At 64.3% G+C, this 16096-nt stretch carries 12 protein-coding genes; 5 read left to right on the forward strand and 7 right to left on the reverse strand.

Translation table 11 applies throughout. The features are described 5' to 3' along the window. The first annotated feature begins 125 nt into the window (after positions 1-125). Entirely contained in the window at positions 126-944 is an 819-nt protein-coding gene (modA, locus tag PQG80_RS16890; RefSeq protein WP_271752595.1) for a molybdate ABC transporter substrate-binding protein, read from the forward strand. Between the two features lie 12 nt (positions 945-956). Next, positions 957-1616 carry a molybdate ABC transporter permease subunit gene (modB, locus tag PQG80_RS16895; RefSeq protein WP_271752596.1) on the forward strand — a complete coding sequence of 220 codons (660 nt, stop codon included), beginning with the start codon at positions 957-959 and terminating at the stop codon, positions 1614-1616. Between the two features lie 6 nt (positions 1617-1622). On the opposite strand, the gene PQG80_RS16900 is transcribed toward modB, so the two are convergent. Continuing rightward, positions 1623-3773 carry a YhgE/Pip domain-containing protein gene (locus PQG80_RS16900; protein ID WP_271752597.1) on the reverse strand — a complete coding sequence of 717 codons (2151 nt, stop codon included), beginning with the start codon at positions 3771-3773 and terminating at the stop codon, positions 1623-1625. A 132-nt stretch (positions 3774-3905) separates the two neighbouring features. Here PQG80_RS16900 and PQG80_RS16905 point away from each other — a divergent pair, with 132 nt between their 5' ends. Further along, positions 3906-5924 (forward strand): elongation factor G, encoded by a 2019-nt coding sequence (locus tag PQG80_RS16905; RefSeq protein ID WP_271752598.1) that lies wholly within the window; start codon positions 3906-3908, stop codon positions 5922-5924. A 22-nt stretch (positions 5925-5946) separates the two neighbouring features. Here PQG80_RS16905 and PQG80_RS16910 read toward each other — a convergent pair whose 3' ends face one another. Then, positions 5947-6438: a hypothetical protein gene (locus PQG80_RS16910; RefSeq protein ID WP_271752599.1), complete on the reverse strand. Its 492-nt coding sequence runs from the start codon at positions 6436-6438 to the stop codon at positions 5947-5949. Positions 6439-6915: 477 nt separating this feature from the next. Here PQG80_RS16910 and PQG80_RS16915 point away from each other — a divergent pair, with 477 nt between their 5' ends. Together PQG80_RS16915 and PQG80_RS16920 are read left to right on the forward strand one after the other, a co-directional pair. Next, positions 6916-7491 (forward strand): nitroreductase family protein, encoded by a 576-nt coding sequence (locus tag PQG80_RS16915; protein WP_271752600.1) that lies wholly within the window; start codon positions 6916-6918, stop codon positions 7489-7491. Positions 7492-7731: 240 nt separating this feature from the next. Beyond that, on the forward strand, positions 7732-8712 hold the full coding sequence (locus PQG80_RS16920) for an alpha/beta hydrolase (RefSeq protein WP_271752601.1): 981 nt from the start codon (positions 7732-7734) through the stop codon (positions 8710-8712). On the opposite strand, the gene PQG80_RS16925 is transcribed toward PQG80_RS16920, so the two are convergent. From PQG80_RS16925 to wsfD, 5 genes are read right to left on the reverse strand one after another with little or no spacing between them, the layout of a single operon-like run. After that, complete coding sequence (locus PQG80_RS16925; RefSeq protein ID WP_271752602.1) at positions 8709-9563, reverse strand: diguanylate cyclase domain-containing protein; 855 nt, start codon at positions 9561-9563, stop codon at positions 8709-8711. The two genes, PQG80_RS16920 and PQG80_RS16925, sit on opposite strands and share 4 nt — an antisense overlap. Then, positions 9560-11656 carry a cellulose biosynthesis cyclic di-GMP-binding regulatory protein BcsB gene (locus PQG80_RS16930; protein ID WP_271752604.1) on the reverse strand — a complete coding sequence of 699 codons (2097 nt, stop codon included), beginning with the start codon at positions 11654-11656 and terminating at the stop codon, positions 9560-9562. Before PQG80_RS16930 ends, PQG80_RS16925 begins: the two co-directional genes overlap by 4 nt. A 16-nt stretch (positions 11657-11672) precedes the next feature. Then, positions 11673-12923, reverse strand: a complete 1251-nt coding sequence (locus tag PQG80_RS16935; RefSeq protein ID WP_271752605.1) for a glycosyltransferase family 2 protein — start codon at positions 12921-12923, stop codon at positions 11673-11675. Then, on the reverse strand, positions 12910-14514 hold the full coding sequence (locus tag PQG80_RS16940) for a hypothetical protein (RefSeq protein WP_271752607.1): 1605 nt from the start codon (positions 14512-14514) through the stop codon (positions 12910-12912). Before PQG80_RS16940 ends, PQG80_RS16935 begins: the two co-directional genes overlap by 14 nt. A 28-nt stretch (positions 14515-14542) precedes the next feature. Then, positions 14543-16081: a glycan biosynthesis hexose transferase WsfD gene (gene wsfD, locus PQG80_RS16945; protein ID WP_271752608.1), complete on the reverse strand. Its 1539-nt coding sequence runs from the start codon at positions 16079-16081 to the stop codon at positions 14543-14545. Positions 16082-16096: the final 15 nt, after the last annotated feature.

Genomic DNA, 16096 nt, shown 5'->3' on the forward strand with positions numbered 1-16096 from the left:
ACTATTGTAGCATAAGGGCGCCGCAGCGAGTCTCGAGAATGAATTTACAGCCAGCCGATCGTTCCATATAATGATATTTAATTATAAATAGATATAAATAGAATGCACGGGAGTGGCGTCTTGCTATGATCCATACGATCAGAATCGTCAGATGGAATGCCGTATTGTTCGGCAGTCTGGCCGTCTCGCTCTTGCTGTCGGCATGCGGAGGCGCGAACAATCATGCCGCCTCAGAGCTCACGATCTCCGCTGCGGCCAGCCTGACCGACGCGCTGGGCGAGCTCGGCCATGCGTATGAGCGCGCGCATCCCGGGGCGAAGCTCAGCTTCAACTTCGGCGCGTCCGGCGCGCTGCAGCAGCAGATCGAGCAGGGCGCGCCCGTCGACTTGTTCCTGTCCGCCGCCGCCAAGAATATGAAGGCCCTCGCGGATAAAGGCCTGCTCCTGGAGCAAAGCGACCTGCTCAGAAACGAGCTGGTCGTGGTCGTGCCCAAGCCGGATGAGACGGACGATAGGCAGCATCCGGCGGAGGTGGCGGATCTCGCGGATCTGTCGAACGCGAAGATCAAGAAGATCGGCATCGGCATTCCCGAGAGCGTGCCGGCGGGCGGCTATGCCAAGGAGGCGCTGACGGCCTCCGGCCTGTGGGACGGTCTTCAGGCCAAGCTGGTGCAGGGCAAGGACGTCCGCCAGGTGCTGCAGTACGTCGAGACCGCCAATGCCGACGCGGGCTTCGTGTACCAATCGGACGCGCTGACGTCCGATAAGTCCACCGTGGCGTTCGCGGTGGACCCGGCGCTGTACGAGCCGATCATCTATCCCGCGGCCATCGTCAAGGCAACCGAGCACGCCGAAGCAGCTCGGGACTTCTACGGTTATCTGCGCTCCCCCGAGGCGATGGCCGTGTTCGCCAAGTACGGCTTTACGGCCGCCGCGGCCGAATAGGGGGCGGATCGCATGGACTGGCAAGCGTTCTGGCCGCCGATCCGCCTATCGCTGCAAGTCGCCCTGCTGGCGAGCGTCCTGGCGTTGGCGCTCGGCACCTGGGCGGCGCGGGTCGTATCCCGGCGGGCGTTCCGAGGCAGGCTGCTGGCCGAGACGGCGTTCCTCCTGCCGCTCGTGCTGCCGCCGACGGTCGTCGGCTTCCTCCTGCTGGTCGCGCTCGGCCGGCGCAGCTACGCCGGCCGGGTCATCGAATGGATCGCCGGCGCGCCGGTGATCTTCTCCTGGTGGGCCGCGGTGATCGCGGCGGCCGTCGTCGCTTTTCCGCTCGTCTACCAGACGATGAAGGCGGGATTCGCCTCCGTCGACCGCGAGGTCGAGGAAGCGGCGCGCGCGGCAGGGGCCGGCGAGCTGCAGGTGTTCGCGTACGTGACGCTGCCGCTCGCGGCCCATTCTTTTCTGACCGCGTTCGTGCTGGCGTTCGCGCGGGGAGTCGGGGAGTTCGGCGCGACCCTGATGATCGCGGGCAACATCCCCGGCCGCACGCAAACGTTGCCTACCGCGATCTACGTGGCCGTGGATACCGGACACGCCAAGATGGCTTGGGCCTGGACCGCCGCCGTGATCGGCCTGTCCTTCTTGCTGCTGCTGTTCACCGGCAGACGGCGAAGCTGAACAGGCTCAGTGGATGAGCCTGCTCTCCTTGGCCTTGCGCACGGACCCGGCGGTCAGGCGGTTGATCGGCCGCTTCAGGGCGAGCCCGAGCGCGAGCGCCGCCCCGGCGTACACGATCATGTACATGGACGAGATCCGCACGATGTCCCACAGAATCCCGCCCACGGCTTCGCGCATCATGGAGATCGCATAGGTGAACGGCAGATACGGATGGATTTTCTGGAAAAAGGCCGGCGCCATCTGCACGGGAAACGTCCCGCCCGCCCCGCCGAGCTGCAGCACGAGCATGACGATCGCCATCGCCTTCCCGACGTTGCCGAATACGGAGACGAGCGTGTAGACGATCAGCATGAACACCGCCGACAGCAGCATGCCGAACAGCACGAACCATCCCGGCCGCGCGACGTAGGCGCCGAGCAGATGGATGTCGCCGAGCGTGACGCACAGCGATTGCAGCACGGCGAGCGTCCCGAGCGTCAAGTACCTCCCGAAGTAAACCTGCCAGCTGCGGTACGACAGGCCCGGCTCGTCCACTTCCACGGACAGGACCGACACGAGCAGAACGGCGCCGACCCAGAGCGACAGGGTGGTGAAAAAAGGAGACATCGCCGACCCGTAATTCGGGATCGGGTACAGCTTATTTTCCTTCAATACGACGGGCGCGGCGAAAAAGGCGCTCTCTTTTTGCGCGTCATGGCGCAGGAGCCGGATGATCTCCGCCAGGTTGTTCTCCCGCTCGAACGCCCGAATCTGGCCCGCGATCTCCCCGATCTTGCGCTTCGCCGCCGGCAGCTCGGCCTTCGCCTTGGCCAGCTCGCGGCCTCCGGTGCCTAGCCCCGCCGCCGCGTCCGTCAAGATGCGCTTCACGTCGGGCAGGTCCGCAGAGGCGGCGGCGAGCGCGCTTTGCGCCGTCTCTGCCGCGTTGGCCGCCTTGGCGAGCGCAGCGTCGATGCCGGGCGCGATCTCGCCGTCGTAGCGGGCGAGCAGGTCGCCCAGCGCGCGCTCTGCGTCGCCCGCTAGCTGATTCAGCCTCGCGACCGCGTCCTCTGCCGGCTGCTCGCCCCGCGATGCCGCCTCCGCGATGCCGTCGAGCAGCTTCGCCTGCTCCCGCAGGTTGGACTGCGCCTTATCGGCGCGTTCCGCCTGCGGCGCGAGCCTCGTCGTCCCCGCGACCGCGTCGAGGCGCGCGAACAGATCGGCCAGCCGCCCGGCGACCTCGGCGCCTGCCCTTAAGCGGGACGCCGCTCCTGCGGCCGCGGCGCGGACGGCGCCCCTATCGGGGTCGGCCGCCTGCAGCAGCGCGGTCGCCGAGCGAGCCGCTCCGGCGACCTGCCGCAGATTCAGCAGGTCCTGCTTGATCTGCGGCCCCATCCCGGCCAGCGACGCGCGGCCCCGCTCCAGCAGGCCGCCCGTTTTCTCCGCCAGCGCCTGACCGTCCTTCGCGAGCGCCGCCACGTCCGGCAGCCGCTGCTGCGCCTTGGCTACGATGCCGCTCGCCGTGCCGACGTCGCGCTGCGCCGTATCCACCGCCGCCTCGATCTCGGGGAAGGCCGTCTCCAGCCGGAAGATAAGCGACTTTACCCTTTCGATGGATGGCAGGCTGGCCGCGAGCTCGCTCCCCACCTCGTTAAAGATGCCGAATACGATCCCGCTCGCGGTCTCCACGAAGCTCCGGCTCACCTCCTGTACGACGCCGCTGGCGCCTTTGGAGGTGATCTTGGGCGCGATCGCGTTGATTTTCTCGTTCACGTAATAATCCAGCGTCGCCGGCGAGGGATCGGCCTCCAAGATCGTGGCCAGGCTCGCCGAGAAGTTGTCCGGGATGACGATCGCCGCGTAGTAATCGCCGTGCTTCACGCCCCGCATCGCCTCGTCGCGGTTAACGAAGGTCCATCCGACGCTGCGGCTCGCGGCCAGGCTCGCCGAGATCTCTTTGCCGATATTGACCGGCTTGCCGCGGATCGTCGTCCCTTTGTCGTCGTTGGCAACCGCGATGGCGATCCCGCCCGTCTGGGCATAGGGGTCCCACGATGCTTCGATGTTGAACCAGGCGTAGAGAGAGGGGAGAAAGACGAGTCCCGCGACGATGACGGCTGCGGCGGGATTCGCGATGACGCGGCGCAGGTCGCGAAGATAGATGGACAACACGGACTTCATGCGCGCAGGCTCCTTCGCGGGAAATGTGTACTAATATTGCCCTTCCATGGCGGATTCCATCCTTGTTAGGCCGCGCGCTTGGCGCATGCGTTACAATGGAGGGAGAAGAGACAGGCGGAGGAGATGCACGACATGACAGCAACAGCTATACAGACGCAGGTTCCCGGCCGCCGCAATGTCGGCATATTCGCGCATGTCGACGCGGGCAAGACCACGACGACCGAACAGATGCTGTACGCGAGCGGCCGCATACGGACGGCGGGCAGCGTGGACGAGGGGACCGCGCAGACCGATTCGCTGGACATCGAGCGGGCGCGGGGCATCTCGGTACGCGCGGCCGTGACGCGGTTCGAATGGCGCGGCGCGAGCGTGAATCTGGTCGATACCCCGGGGCACGTCGATTTCCTGGCGGAGGTGGAGCGCTCGCTGCGGGCGATGGACGGCGCGATCCTGATCGTGTCGGCCGCGGAGGGCGTCCAGGCGCAGACCGAGGTGGTGTGGCAGGCGCTGCGAGAATTGAATATTCCGACGGTCCTGTACGTCAACAAGATGGACCGCGTCGGCGCGGACCCGTTAGGCGTCCTCGGCCAGATCAAGCGGCTGCTCTCGCCGGCGGCGGTCCCCGTGCAGGCGCCGGTCGGGGCGGAGGACGGGTACGAGGGCACGGTCGATCTGCTGAGCGCGGACACGCCGGACAGGGAAGCCTCCGAATGGGCCTCGGCCTTCGGGCAGATGGCGTCCGAGGCCGCGGCGGACCGGGACGAAACGCTGCTGCTGCGTTATCTGGAGGAGGGAAGTCTCCCTGCGGACGAGGTGAAGGCGGAGATCGTTCGCGGCGCGCTTGGGGGAGAGCTGTTCCCGGTGCTGTTCGGGGCTTCCGCCCGGGGCATCGGCGTGCGCGAGCTGATGGACGCCATCGTCGATCTGCTGCCGGCCCCTGCCGGCGATCCCGCGGGTGAAGTCTCCGGGATCGTGTTCAAGCTCGAGCGCGATCCCGTCATGGGGCGCATCGCTTATGTGCGGCTCTACGGCGGGAAGATCGCGAACCGCGACGTCATCCCTGGCGGGGCGGAGGGAACCGGCGACAAGATTACGCAGATTCGCAAGGCGGACGGCAAGCGCTGGGAGGACGTCGGCCTGCTCGAGGCCGGAGATATCGCGGCGGTGTGCGGGTGGAGCCGCGCCCGGATCGGGGATATCGTTGGCTCTCCGTCCGGCGTGCCTGGCGGGCCGCAGCTGGCCGTGCCGCTGCTGACGGTGCAGGCGTTCTGGCGCGACGAGGCCCAGTATCCGGCCGTGGTCGCCGCCTGTCAGGAGCTGGCGGACGAGGATCCGGCGCTCGCGCTCCAATGGATGCAGGACGAGCGCGAGCTGCATCTGAAGGTGATGGGGCCGATTCAGACGGAGGTGCTGGCCAGCGTGCTGCAGAGCCGCTTTGGCCTGACGGTCGATTTTGGGCCGCCGTCGGTTATTTATAAGGAAACGCCTGCGGCCGCGGGCGAGGGATACGTGGCGTACTTGGCGCCCAAGCCTTGCTGGGCGATCCTGCGTTTCCTGCTGGAGCCGCTTCCCCGGGGGAGCGGGGTCGTCTATGAATCGAAAGTGCGCGGCGAGCGTCTGCTCGACAGCTATCAGAACGAGGTGGCCCGGCGCGTGCCGGAGGCGCTGCGTCAGGGCTTGCTGGGCTGGGAGGTCACGGATATCAAGGTCACGCTGGTCGAGGGAGAACATCATGTATGGCATACGCACCCGCTCGACTTCGTCATCGCGACGCCGATGGGCATCATGGACGGGCTGGCGCGCGTCGGGACGCGGCTGCTCGAGCCGGTGCTCCGGTTCAGGCTGTCGGTGCCGGAGGCGTTCGCAGGCAAGCTGATGAATGAGCTCATGCTGATGCGGGCTGTATTCGTCGCGCCTGAGCCCGCGGGGGAGCGGATGGAGATCCAAGGGCTCTTGCCCGTGGCCGACTCGCTGGACTTCCCGGCGAGACTGGGCTCGATGACCAAGGGACGGGGCGTGCTGTCGGCCGCGTTCGCCGGGTACCAGGAGGCGCCGGAGGGCGTGCAGGCCGAGCGCCGGCGGTCCGGCGTGAATCCGCTGGACCAGGCCAAGTATATCCTGGCGGCGAGGAGCGCGCTGACGGCGACGTAAAGGGTGCCGCGGCGCGACCGTTCTAGAACCAACCGCGCTTGGAGCGGTAGGTGCGCACGCGCGACAGTACGGGCGGCTCCTCGTCCGGCTGGGCGGGAGCGGCCGCTGGAGCGGGCTTGCCCGCAGTCGCGGCGCGCGAAGCCGCCTGATGAGCGGGCGCTTCGTCGAGCTGCTGCTCCAGGCGCGCGACGCGGCTTCGCAGCTCGATCAGCTCCTGCTGCAAGCTCCCGACCGTGCGCTCCCAATGCCCGAGCACCATCTGCAGGTCGTCGGCCTGCTGGCCGGCTGCCGCGGAGGCTTGTCCGGTCGCCGTCGCCTGGCTGGCTTCGGCGGTATCTTCTTCGCCGGCAGCGGCCTTCACTTCCGAGTCGGTCGTTTGCCGCGGATTCGGAGCGTGCGCTCCCTGATTGGCTCTAGTAGGATGATGAGCGCCGTCCGTATGCTTGGGGCCCGCGCCGAGCAGGCCCTCCAGCTCTTCCTTGGACAGCGCGGACGGTTGATTCGGTATGGTCATATTTCCAGCCTCCCGACTCCGCTCCGATCGTTACGTACTCCACGGGTCTTCACTCATTTTACAATAAAAGGACGGGCGCTGCTCGGTACACTTATTAGACTGCCGCCGGCCACTCGATTACAGGCTCCCGCTGAGGGAGATCGGTAGATAAGGAGATGGCGTTCGAGGCGCCTGGAAGACCAATAGCGGAACTTTTTTCCGTTAGGCGAGACGGAAGAGGCCGACCGGAGGCGATAGAGGAACATTTTTCCGTTATGATAGGCCGAAGCGGCCGTGCTGCGGCAATAAGAGAACTTTTTTCCGCTATTGCGCCGGATATAGTGCGGGGGCGATAGCGGAACTCTTTTCCGTTATTTGTAATTGAAGCGGCTGCGAGACGGCTCCGATTCCCGATCGGATTTGAAAGCCAAGGGCTACGCGGGTTATGATCGTAGTTGGACAAAAAACGCACGCATGCAAAGGAGCGCTTGAACCGATATGGAACTGCTGGAAGCGATTAAAGGGCGCCGAAGCATCGGCAAAGTAAAGGACGAGCCGGTCGCGCGCGAGCTGATCGAGCAACTGATCGAAGCGGCGGTCTGGGCGCCGAGCCATCACAAGACGGAGCCGTGGCGGTTCGTCGTCATGACCGGCGAGGGCCGGCGCGCGCTGGGCCGCGCATACGCCGCGATGACGGAGCCGACGCTGGGCGATATGGCCGAGCAGGACCGCGCGGACAGGCTCTCCCGCGAGGAGGCCAAGGCGCTGCGCGCGCCGGTGGTCATCGCGGCGATCAGCTCGCCGGCCGCGGATCACCCGCGCGCGGTGCTGTGGGAAGAGCGTGCGGCAGCGCACGCCGCCGTGCAGAATCTGCTGCTGGCCGCGCATGGCGCGGGATTGGCCGCCGTATGGCGCACGGGCGACGGCCTGGGCCACACGGAGATGGTCAAGGCATTCGACTTGGCGCACGCGGAAGAGATCGTGGGATTCATATATATCGGTTATCCCGACATGACGCCGCCGGCCGCGAACCGGGTCTCCGGCGCGGACAAGACGCGCTGGATCGAGTCCTGATCAAGTCCTGATCGATTCCTAATCATTCCTAATCGATCGTGAACGATCAATATACCATGCATGATTCCGCCCGCCGCGGCGCAATTTATAGCTATGATCCGCATGATGCGGCCGTTGCGGCCGGATCGGCCTGCGACCGCGCGGGCCGCCAACGATTCCACGTTGCCTCGTCTCCCCGGAGCGCGAGGCTTTTTCTAATCCATCCAGACTAATCCTAACCGGAAATGAGGCCTGTGCCCGATGAATGCCGTCGTCCTATGGTCCGTCGTCGCCGCCGTCCTGATCCTGCTGGCGCTGGCGCTGGTGTCCGTCTGCCTGTATCTATACAGGGTGGCCATCGCGCGCAACAGCAAAGCCTTCCTCGGCGCAGACCCCAGCCTGCCCGAGAACGAAACGTCCAGCTGGCATTCGGCGGCTGCCTGGTATGGCAGCCAGCCGTTCGAGCTGGTCCAGATCGCGTCCTTCGACGGGCTTAAGCTGCGCGGGCATTATCTGCAGGCGGACGTGCCGACGCACCGCGCCGTCGTCCTGGCGCACGGTTACTCCGGTCAGGGAGAGGACATGGCCGCCTTCGCCCGCGAGTACCATGCGGCGGGATACCACGTCCTCATGCCCGACGCCCGCGGCCACGGCCACAGCGAAGGGCGTTATATCGGCTTCGGCTGGCACGAACGCAAGGACTACGCGCGCTGGATCGACGAGCTCGTGCGCCGGGTCGGTCCCGACGCGCAGATCGTGCTGCACGGCATCTCGATGGGCGGCGCGACCGTGCTCATGACGAGCGGGGAGCCGCTGCCTCCCCAAGTGAAATGCATCGTGTCCGATTGCGCGTACAGCTCGGTGAAGGACATTCTGACCTATCAGCTGAAGCGGATGTACAAGCTGCCGCCGTGGCCGCTGGTGCCCCTGACGAGTCTCGTCTGCCGCATCAGAGCGGGCTACTTCTTCGGCGAAGGCTCCGTTCTGCGGCAGGTATCCAAGGCGGAGAAGCCGATCCTGTTCATCCACGGGGGGAGCGACAGCTTCGTGCCGACGGCGATGGTCCACGAGCTGCACGAAGCCGCGGCGCCTGTGGACAAGCCGCTGCTGATCGTACCCGGCGCGCAGCACGGGACCGCGTATACGACGGATCCCGAGGCGTACAAGGGAGAGGTGCTCGCCTTCCTCGCGCGCAATCTGGGCCCCGAGACCGTCCGCCTGCCTTCCTCGCAGGAAGCCTAGACGTCGTACTCGAGCTGCTTGCGCGCCTGGACGATGAACTCGAGCGGCGTAGGCGTCTCCTCCGGACTGTATTCGACGGCGCCGATCTTCAGGATCAGCTCCACCTTGAACCGGGAGCCGCCCTCCGTCTCGTTCAACTCCCGGGCGCGCTGGCGGAGCCGGTCGACCACGACGTTCGCGCCTTCGCGGTCCGTGAACAGCAGCATGCCCCAGGTCGGATTGTCGGCGTTCAGCATGTACAGCGAATCGTTGGTCCGGATGCTGGTCTGGCTGAGCTGGCTTACGGTATAGATCGTCTGGGTCATCTGATCCCGGCTGATCATCCGCTTGATCTCGTCCCAATATTTTACGCTGACGATCAGCAGAGTGAGCGGCATCTTATAGCGTTGGGAGAGGGCCATGAACACCGTCGCGTCCTTCTGGAACGACAGATTGTTCTTCAGGTCGGTATGCTCGTCCACGGTCGCGAGCGACTGGTTGAGCTGCCGCAGCCGCTCGTTGTCCTCCTGCAGCCGCTTGTTGGCCATCGTGATCATCCAGGTGATGAGCGTCAGCAGCGGGGTCAGCACCAGCCAGACATAATTCTGCGCGCTGACCGCGGCGCCCTCGACGACCGTCCTGTACAGCGTAAAGGTGCCGTATCCGAAGATGAACAGGATGTTCAGGATCAAACCCGCCGTAACGTTCGTGAAGTAGGTGATGATCGCGATCAAGAAGGCGGCGTTCAGGAAAATGATGTTGTACATATAGCGGTCCGGATCTCCCGCCATGTAGACGATGGCTACGAAGGAGAAGATAAACAGAAGCAAATAGGCGCCGTCCGATATGAGGCTGCTCTGGCTGCGTCTCATTTTTCATCTCTCCTTTTCCGGCGGTGCTTGCGGATCAACAGAATCAGGGACAGCAGGACGAGCAGCAGGACCGATACGGCCGCCGCCGTGAAGGCGAGCACGTCCTCGCGTTCCAGGATGTCCTCGACGGCGGACGGCTGGTCCGGCGCAGCTTCCAGCTTGAAGCGATAGGCGTGGATATTGCCGTCCATATCCGTCACGGCGCCGTCGCCGTACACCTTCCACATCGTCGACTCATCCGCGATGAGCTTGGATGCCAGATAGGCGTAACGGGAATCGGCGCCGGTGACCGCCAGCAGTCCGTGGCCCGGCTCGTAGGGAGACGCGATCAGCTGGAGCGAGCCGATCCGTTTGCCGTAATCCTCGTCGATGCTCATCTTTTCGTTCGATACGAATCCGGTGCCCTCGGCATCGTACTTGAAGTACAGGCTGTCGTTCGCCTTGCGGATGACCGGATTGTCCGCATAGGAGCCGATCGCGATGACATTGCGGTCCTTGAGCGCGTCCGCGGAGGCGTCCGGTCCGAAGAAGCGGACTTCGCCCGCGTTGCCCGCCGCGTATTGACCGAGCAGATTGAACAAGTTGCCGATCGTCCGGTACGTATCGGCATCGCGCGCCTCGGGCAGCACGACGCCGACCTGGTTGTAGATGCCGTCCCGGAGGAACGGGTACGGATAGTTGTTGAACAGCAGCTCGGTGCGGTCCTTCGTATTTAGCTGCAGAACCGTATCGGCGTCGATAAACGCCCACGGCATCTGATCCTGCGGCAGCATGCAGGAGGCGTTTTTCAACTCGAGGTCGAACGCTGCGGTAACGGTGAAGTTGCCCGACAGATTCAGGTTTTTCGGAATGGTCAGGTTGATGCTGTCCCCGTCCGCGAGCGCTTCGGTCAGCTTCTTGCTGCCGATCGGCTTGCCGCCTACGAGGACGGTGATCAGGGACCGGTCGAAGTCCAGGTTCTTGGCGTAACGGAACCGCAGGCTAAGCTTGCTGGCCTCGGCGACCGACCGGTTGGCCGGCAGCGTGACGAAGTAATCCTTGGTCCGATGGTAGGCGCCGGTGATTTGATCGCCGACGTCGGTCAGCTTCACGATCTTGGTCACATCCGGGACGGGCGAGGCCACTTCCGTGCGCTCCGTCACTTCCTTGACGGGGCCGGAGAGCTGCTCGAGCAAGGCGGCGTTGCCGATCAGCCTGCCTGCCTTGATGAGCAGCCCGGCATTGTCGGAGGTGACGACGAGCGTCGGCTGTCCGTTCGCGTCGACCAGACGGATGACGGCTTTGTCGCCGAGCCCGGCATCCGGCACGAGACTTCGGAGGGCGGCGGGGAGCCGGTCGCGCAGGGCGACGGCAACGACCAGCTTCTTGCCCGCGATGTCGCCGTCATCCAGCCCGTAGGCCAGCAGGGGAATGCCCTTCCCCCCGGTACCGCTGGATTTGGCGAATCCCGACAGCGCATAGACGGCCGCTTCGAGCTCCCGAGGATCGGCATCTCGGGGGACGGCGATCGCGCGGTCCTGCTCGGCCGCCGTGTCCAATCCCGCGAACCGCGCGGCGAAGTCGGCGATGGCGCTCGCGAGCGGCTTCGGCGTATAGCCGACGATGATGCTGGAGCTCTTGTAGATCTGAAACCACTTGTCCGCGTAGTACTCGGGCGTGCAGATCTGTACCTGCTCGTCCCCGGACACGATATGACCCTGGATCGCGAGCGTATTGGTTCCTTCGATCAATGCCGAGACGGGGACCTCCACGACCATCCGCTGCCTGGCGCTCTCGCTCGCGACCGGGCGGAACGACGTGACCGCGGTCCCGTTGACGCTGACCGTGACGCTGGAGAGCTTGTCCTGCGCCAGCGGCGAGGCTTTATAGTCCAGGGCGACCTTGACCTGTCCGACCTTCCAATAGGCGGGCACCTGGAAAAACTGCTGCTTGTAGGAAACGCTGCCGTCCAGCGTCGTGTCCGTATCGGAGATCGGCGTCACGTACGACGTAGCGCCCGGATTCGAGCTTGGCTCCGCTGCGCGGGCCGCATAGGGAGCGACGGCAGCGGCGGCGAGGCACAGCAGCATGAAGAGCATGAGGCATTTTTTCACACGGCTTCCCCCTCGCTTAGAATCTTTCGGTTTTGTACCATTTCACCTCGCGCTTGAAGATCTGATCCTTGAAGTAGTTGTAGAGACCGTACGCGGCGACGACCATCCACATCTGGCAATAAGTGACGTACATCAGCATGATGAGCCACAGATTCGATAACTTCATTTCGCCCTTCTCCGTGATCAGCGTAATGTACGTGCCGACGACGAAGAGCGTGATCGCCAGCATCCACAGAAACGAACTGAACCCGGCGATGGTCGTCTTCACGTAGCCGAGCGCGTGCAGGACGAGCAGCAGGTCGGATACGATGAGCGATGTGACCAGCAAAAAGTAGATGGCGACGAAGTATAGAAGGTCGAAACGAATCCGGGCCGCCGAACGGTTGAAAAGCAGCGGGAAGTTTTTCACGATGACGTACACGTTGCCTTTCGCCCAACGCGACCGCTGCTTGAACCATACCTTGACCGTCTGGGGCTCCTGCTCCCAGGTGACCGACTTGGGTTGGAACTTGATCCGGTAGCCCATCATGTAGATCCGGAAGCTGATCTCCGTGTCCTCGGCGATCGCCTTGACGTCCCAGCCTCCGATCTCCTCGACGATATGCCTCCGCATAATAAAGTTGGTACCCGGAATCGTGCAGAGCTTGAACAGCTTCCACCTGCCCGCCTGGGCCATCCACTGAAACGAGAGCGTCTCGATGTTGATGAAGCGCGTGAGCAGGCTCGCGTCCCGGTTGCGGGTGCGGAACTTGCCGATGACCGCCCCGAGCTTGGCATCCGCCATCAGCTCGGCGACGAGATAGGTCAGCGCGGTCTTCTCGGGCGTATTGTCCGCGTCGTAGATCGCGATCAGCTCGCCCTTGCTCTGCGCGAATCCGATGTTGAGCGCATTGGATTTCCCCTTGCCGCCCGTCACCTTGTCGGTGTTGATGACGATCAGGTTCCTGCCCGCGTACCGGCGCTGCAGGCCGGAGAGCAGCTCGCTGCTGTTGTCCGAGGAGTTGTCGTTGATGACGATGATCTCGTACCGGTCTTGCGGATAATTCAGCGCGAGCAGCGATTCCACCGTTTTGACGATGACCATGCCCTCGTTGTGGGCCGGCACCATGATCGAGACGAACGGTGGCAGATCCGGCAGCGCGGGCACGGGCTGGCGGTCGGTCTCCAGATAAAAGAGATAGCCGGCGACGATCAGCGCGACGTTGACGAGCAGCAGCGACCAGATGCAGATGACCGAGATGAGCATGAGGATGTCAAAGGGCGTCATGGCGGCCTCCCGGATAGATGTATTTTCGTTTGTAACGGCGGTAACCGATGAACAGGAACAGGCCGAACACGGCAAGGGACGTCCCGATGATCACCATCAGAATCTGGTTCTGAATGCCGAACAGCTTGGTAAAACTGGTCCTTGCCTCCGCGGTGTAGGCATAGTCCTCTTCTACCGCCCGTTCCTGTTTGCCGATATCCAGGGGCTGGCCGTCGATCACGAGTCCGCCGCCCGAAGATTCGATGGTCAGCCGGTCCGTATGTACCGCGTGCGTCCCGTTTTTCAGATCGGCGAAGGGGATCCAGCTGCGGGAGATCGCGCCGACGGCGTCCTCCAGCGCGGCTGCGTCGGGGAACAGGTCGAAGGAGAACGCGAGGTTCAGCGGTAGCGGCGTCCTCGGGGCGACGCCGCGCCGTTCGAAGTCTTGGAGCTGCGCGAACGGCATGACGTAAGGCGAGAAGGCGAAGGTCGCCGATGCCCCGGTCCGCCGGACGCGCTGCCCGTCCGCGTTAGGCCCGAGGAAAACCGTATCGAAAAAGGACATGCCCTGCGAGACGTAAACCTCGTCGTACGTCCAGAACAGGCCGGCGCCCATGCCGAGCGGCGCGATGCCGCTGGCGGCGAGCAGCTCGATAAAGCCGCTCATCTTGCCGCGAAGCGAGCCGTCGCCGACCGTCGAGGTGGCGGCGACGGCCGGCGCGTCGACCAGGATGCTGCCGTTGCGGGCCTGCAAGTACTGCAAGGCCTGTATATAGCGCTGCATCGCCGGGTAGTCCGTGTTGTAGAAGACGGGCTTCACGCTGGCCGCGAAGGGGACGCCGGCCTCGTACAGCCGGTCGGCGAGCGTCTTGAGCAACTCGAGATCGGAGAAAGGATAGATCTCCTTGATCAGCACGTAGGCGTTGAAGTCGCCCGTGATGCGCAGCCAGTCCTTCAGAACGTACGCGAGCGCCAGCTCGGCGAGGCTGCCGCCGGACAGATAGGACGCGTAGGCGTATCCCCCCGCGGATACGGCATAGGGCGAGCGGGTTCCGTCGCTCTCGAACGTCAGCGTGCCGTAGGTCTTGGCATCGCCCGAAGCCCCGGCGATCTCGTCCAGGTCGGCGACGGCCGACAGGGTCTGGCCGTAATCCCCGGCCTCGAGACGTACCGTGTCCAGCGGGGCGGCATCCAGCGTCAGATTGAGCCTGGCCCGCACGCGGTCAGGGAGCTCCCGGCCGCCGACCTGCAGGTAGTCTCCGCCGTAGGACGCCAGATCCGATACAAGCGCGGCGTTCGCGATGGAGAGGTCGGGCGCGTTGCGCACGACGGCGACGCGACGGTAAGACTTCAGCATCCCCTCGGCATAACGGTCGAAGGACAACGCGGCGACCGGGACGCCGTAGGCGGCCAGCAGCCGCTCCAGCGTCTCGACGTTGCCTTCCCGCTCCGTCGATAACGCCAGGCTGTCGTAGAGCAGCAGTACCGTATCGCCGGTCGGAGCGGGAGCGGCCGCGGCGGAGACAGGCCGGACGGAGACGGGCGAGCACGCCAGCATAAACGCCAGGACGATCATCGTCGCGGCGCCAAGCGTGCCGAATCTTTTTCGCATAGGCCTTCCTCCTCGCTTGGTTGGTGGCTTAGGCGGCGGTCGCCGCCGCAGAAGCGGAGTCCGCGCGCAGCGGCACATTGCGCCAGAGGCGTCCCAGCATGGCGTCGGATACCGTCATGAAGGTCACGAGGTCGAAGACGACCGTGAACATGAACTCATGCTTGGCCAAGTCGGCGTCCCCCGCGCCGACGATCGAGACGGCGATCCCGGCGAGGCCGAGGAGGATCATCATGAGCAGCAGGGGCAGCCTGACCGCCTGCCTCGGGTTCTTGGTCCGGATGGCGGAGACGAACGAGGGCGTATAAAGACCGAGGACGATGATCGTCCACAGGAAGATAAACCCGAACGTTTTCGGCGTCAGCATTTTCTTGAGCGTGCTGTACAGGGAGAAGAACTGCGTCTGCGCGCCGAAGGCCCGGCCCTCCCGCTTTTCGTAGTTGCCCATCGCCTCCGGCCGCGTCGTGAACGCGTCCTTGGCGGCGAGGTTCAGCATCCGCCCCGCCTGGTCCGGATGCGCCGCGTAATAGGCCAGCACCTTGCCGAAGCCGAATTTGCCGTAGAACTCGGTCAGCATCTTGTCGGAATTGACGTCGATCGTCGTGTACGGCTCGTAGTAGATCGTGCCGCTGAGCAGGGCGTATTGTCCGTCGATGCCCATGCTCTCGAGCGACTGTTCGGGATCGCTCGCATCCGGCAGCACGCCCCGGGTCACCGCATGGTATTTGTTGATGTTGACGAACTCCTGCGGGATGAGCGCGTACGAGGCGATGCTGACCAGGAGCAGCATCGCCAAGCCGCCGGTCGCGCTGAGCCTGTACGGACGGTCCTTTCGCGCCAGCAGCACGCCGATGCCGAACAGGGCGATGAGAATGCCGAGCGGCGCGTTCTGCTGCTTGCTCGTGACGAGCAGGAGCGAACCCGCCACGAATACGGCGAGCATGGCATAATCGTTGAACCGCCGGCGGTAGATCAGCAGGCCGGAGGCCAGCACGAACGTCGACATGATCAGCATCAAGGCTTCGCTGTAAAAGGAGTTGAAGTACGCCGTATAGGCCGTGTCCCCGAAGATGAATACCGAGAGCCCCGCGATGGCGTAACCGCGCTTGGCGGGCGCCTTCCAGGTCAGCGCCTCGACCAGCAAATAGACCGCGGCCGTATAGAGGGCCAAGTAGATGGCGGCTTGGAAGCGGATGTCGAACGTGCGGGCGTCCGCAAACCAGACGTTAAGCCGCAGCGCCAAGCGGACGAACAGCGATTGAGACGAAGAGAGCGTCGCGCCGTTCTCGTTGTAATACTGAAAAATGCCGTAGTGCTTGACGAAATAACCGAAGTACTGGCCTGCGTAGTCTGGCGCATTGAAGTAAATGCCGTTGCTGTAAAGGATGCGGAAGTAGTCGCCGTTGTCGGCCATGCCGATGTAGGGCTCGACAAACAAAGCGGCCGCCGATATGGCCAGCACCGCCGCGGCGGCAAGGAGCGAGGGAGAGGCGTAGCGGGACGCCCTGCCGAGGGCTCTATGCAACCATGCGGCAAAGCCCTGTCTGCCGGCGATATCCGGGTGGCTCATGTGCGCGTCTCCTTC

The organism is Cohnella rhizoplanae (genome assembly GCF_948329515.1).
Lineage (GTDB): Bacteria > Bacillota > Bacilli > Paenibacillales > Paenibacillaceae > Cohnella > Cohnella rhizoplanae.

Excerpts from the sequence above, each read along its gene's own strand:
- PQG80_RS16935 (WP_271752605.1), bottom strand. The coding sequence starts at position 12,923 with ATGACGCCCTTTGACATCCTCATGCTCATCTCGGTCATCTGCATCTGG.
- wsfD (WP_271752608.1), bottom strand. The coding sequence starts at position 16,081 with ATGAGCCACCCGGATATCGCCGGCAGACAGGGCTTTGCCGCATGGTTG.
- modB (WP_271752596.1), top strand. The coding sequence starts at position 957 with ATGGACTGGCAAGCGTTCTGGCCGCCGATCCGCCTATCGCTGCAAGTC.
- PQG80_RS16925 (WP_271752602.1), bottom strand. The coding sequence starts at position 9,563 with ATGAGACGCAGCCAGAGCAGCCTCATATCGGACGGCGCCTATTTGCTT.
- PQG80_RS16910 (WP_271752599.1), bottom strand. The coding sequence starts at position 6,438 with ATGACCATACCGAATCAACCGTCCGCGCTGTCCAAGGAAGAGCTGGAG.
- modA (WP_271752595.1), top strand. The coding sequence starts at position 126 with ATGATCCATACGATCAGAATCGTCAGATGGAATGCCGTATTGTTCGGC.
- PQG80_RS16940 (WP_271752607.1), bottom strand. The coding sequence starts at position 14,514 with ATGCGAAAAAGATTCGGCACGCTTGGCGCCGCGACGATGATCGTCCTG.
- PQG80_RS16905 (WP_271752598.1), top strand. The coding sequence starts at position 3,906 with ATGACAGCAACAGCTATACAGACGCAGGTTCCCGGCCGCCGCAATGTC.
- PQG80_RS16920 (WP_271752601.1), top strand. The coding sequence starts at position 7,732 with ATGAATGCCGTCGTCCTATGGTCCGTCGTCGCCGCCGTCCTGATCCTG.
- PQG80_RS16915 (WP_271752600.1), top strand. The coding sequence starts at position 6,916 with ATGGAACTGCTGGAAGCGATTAAAGGGCGCCGAAGCATCGGCAAAGTA.
- PQG80_RS16900 (WP_271752597.1), bottom strand. The coding sequence starts at position 3,773 with ATGAAGTCCGTGTTGTCCATCTATCTTCGCGACCTGCGCCGCGTCATC.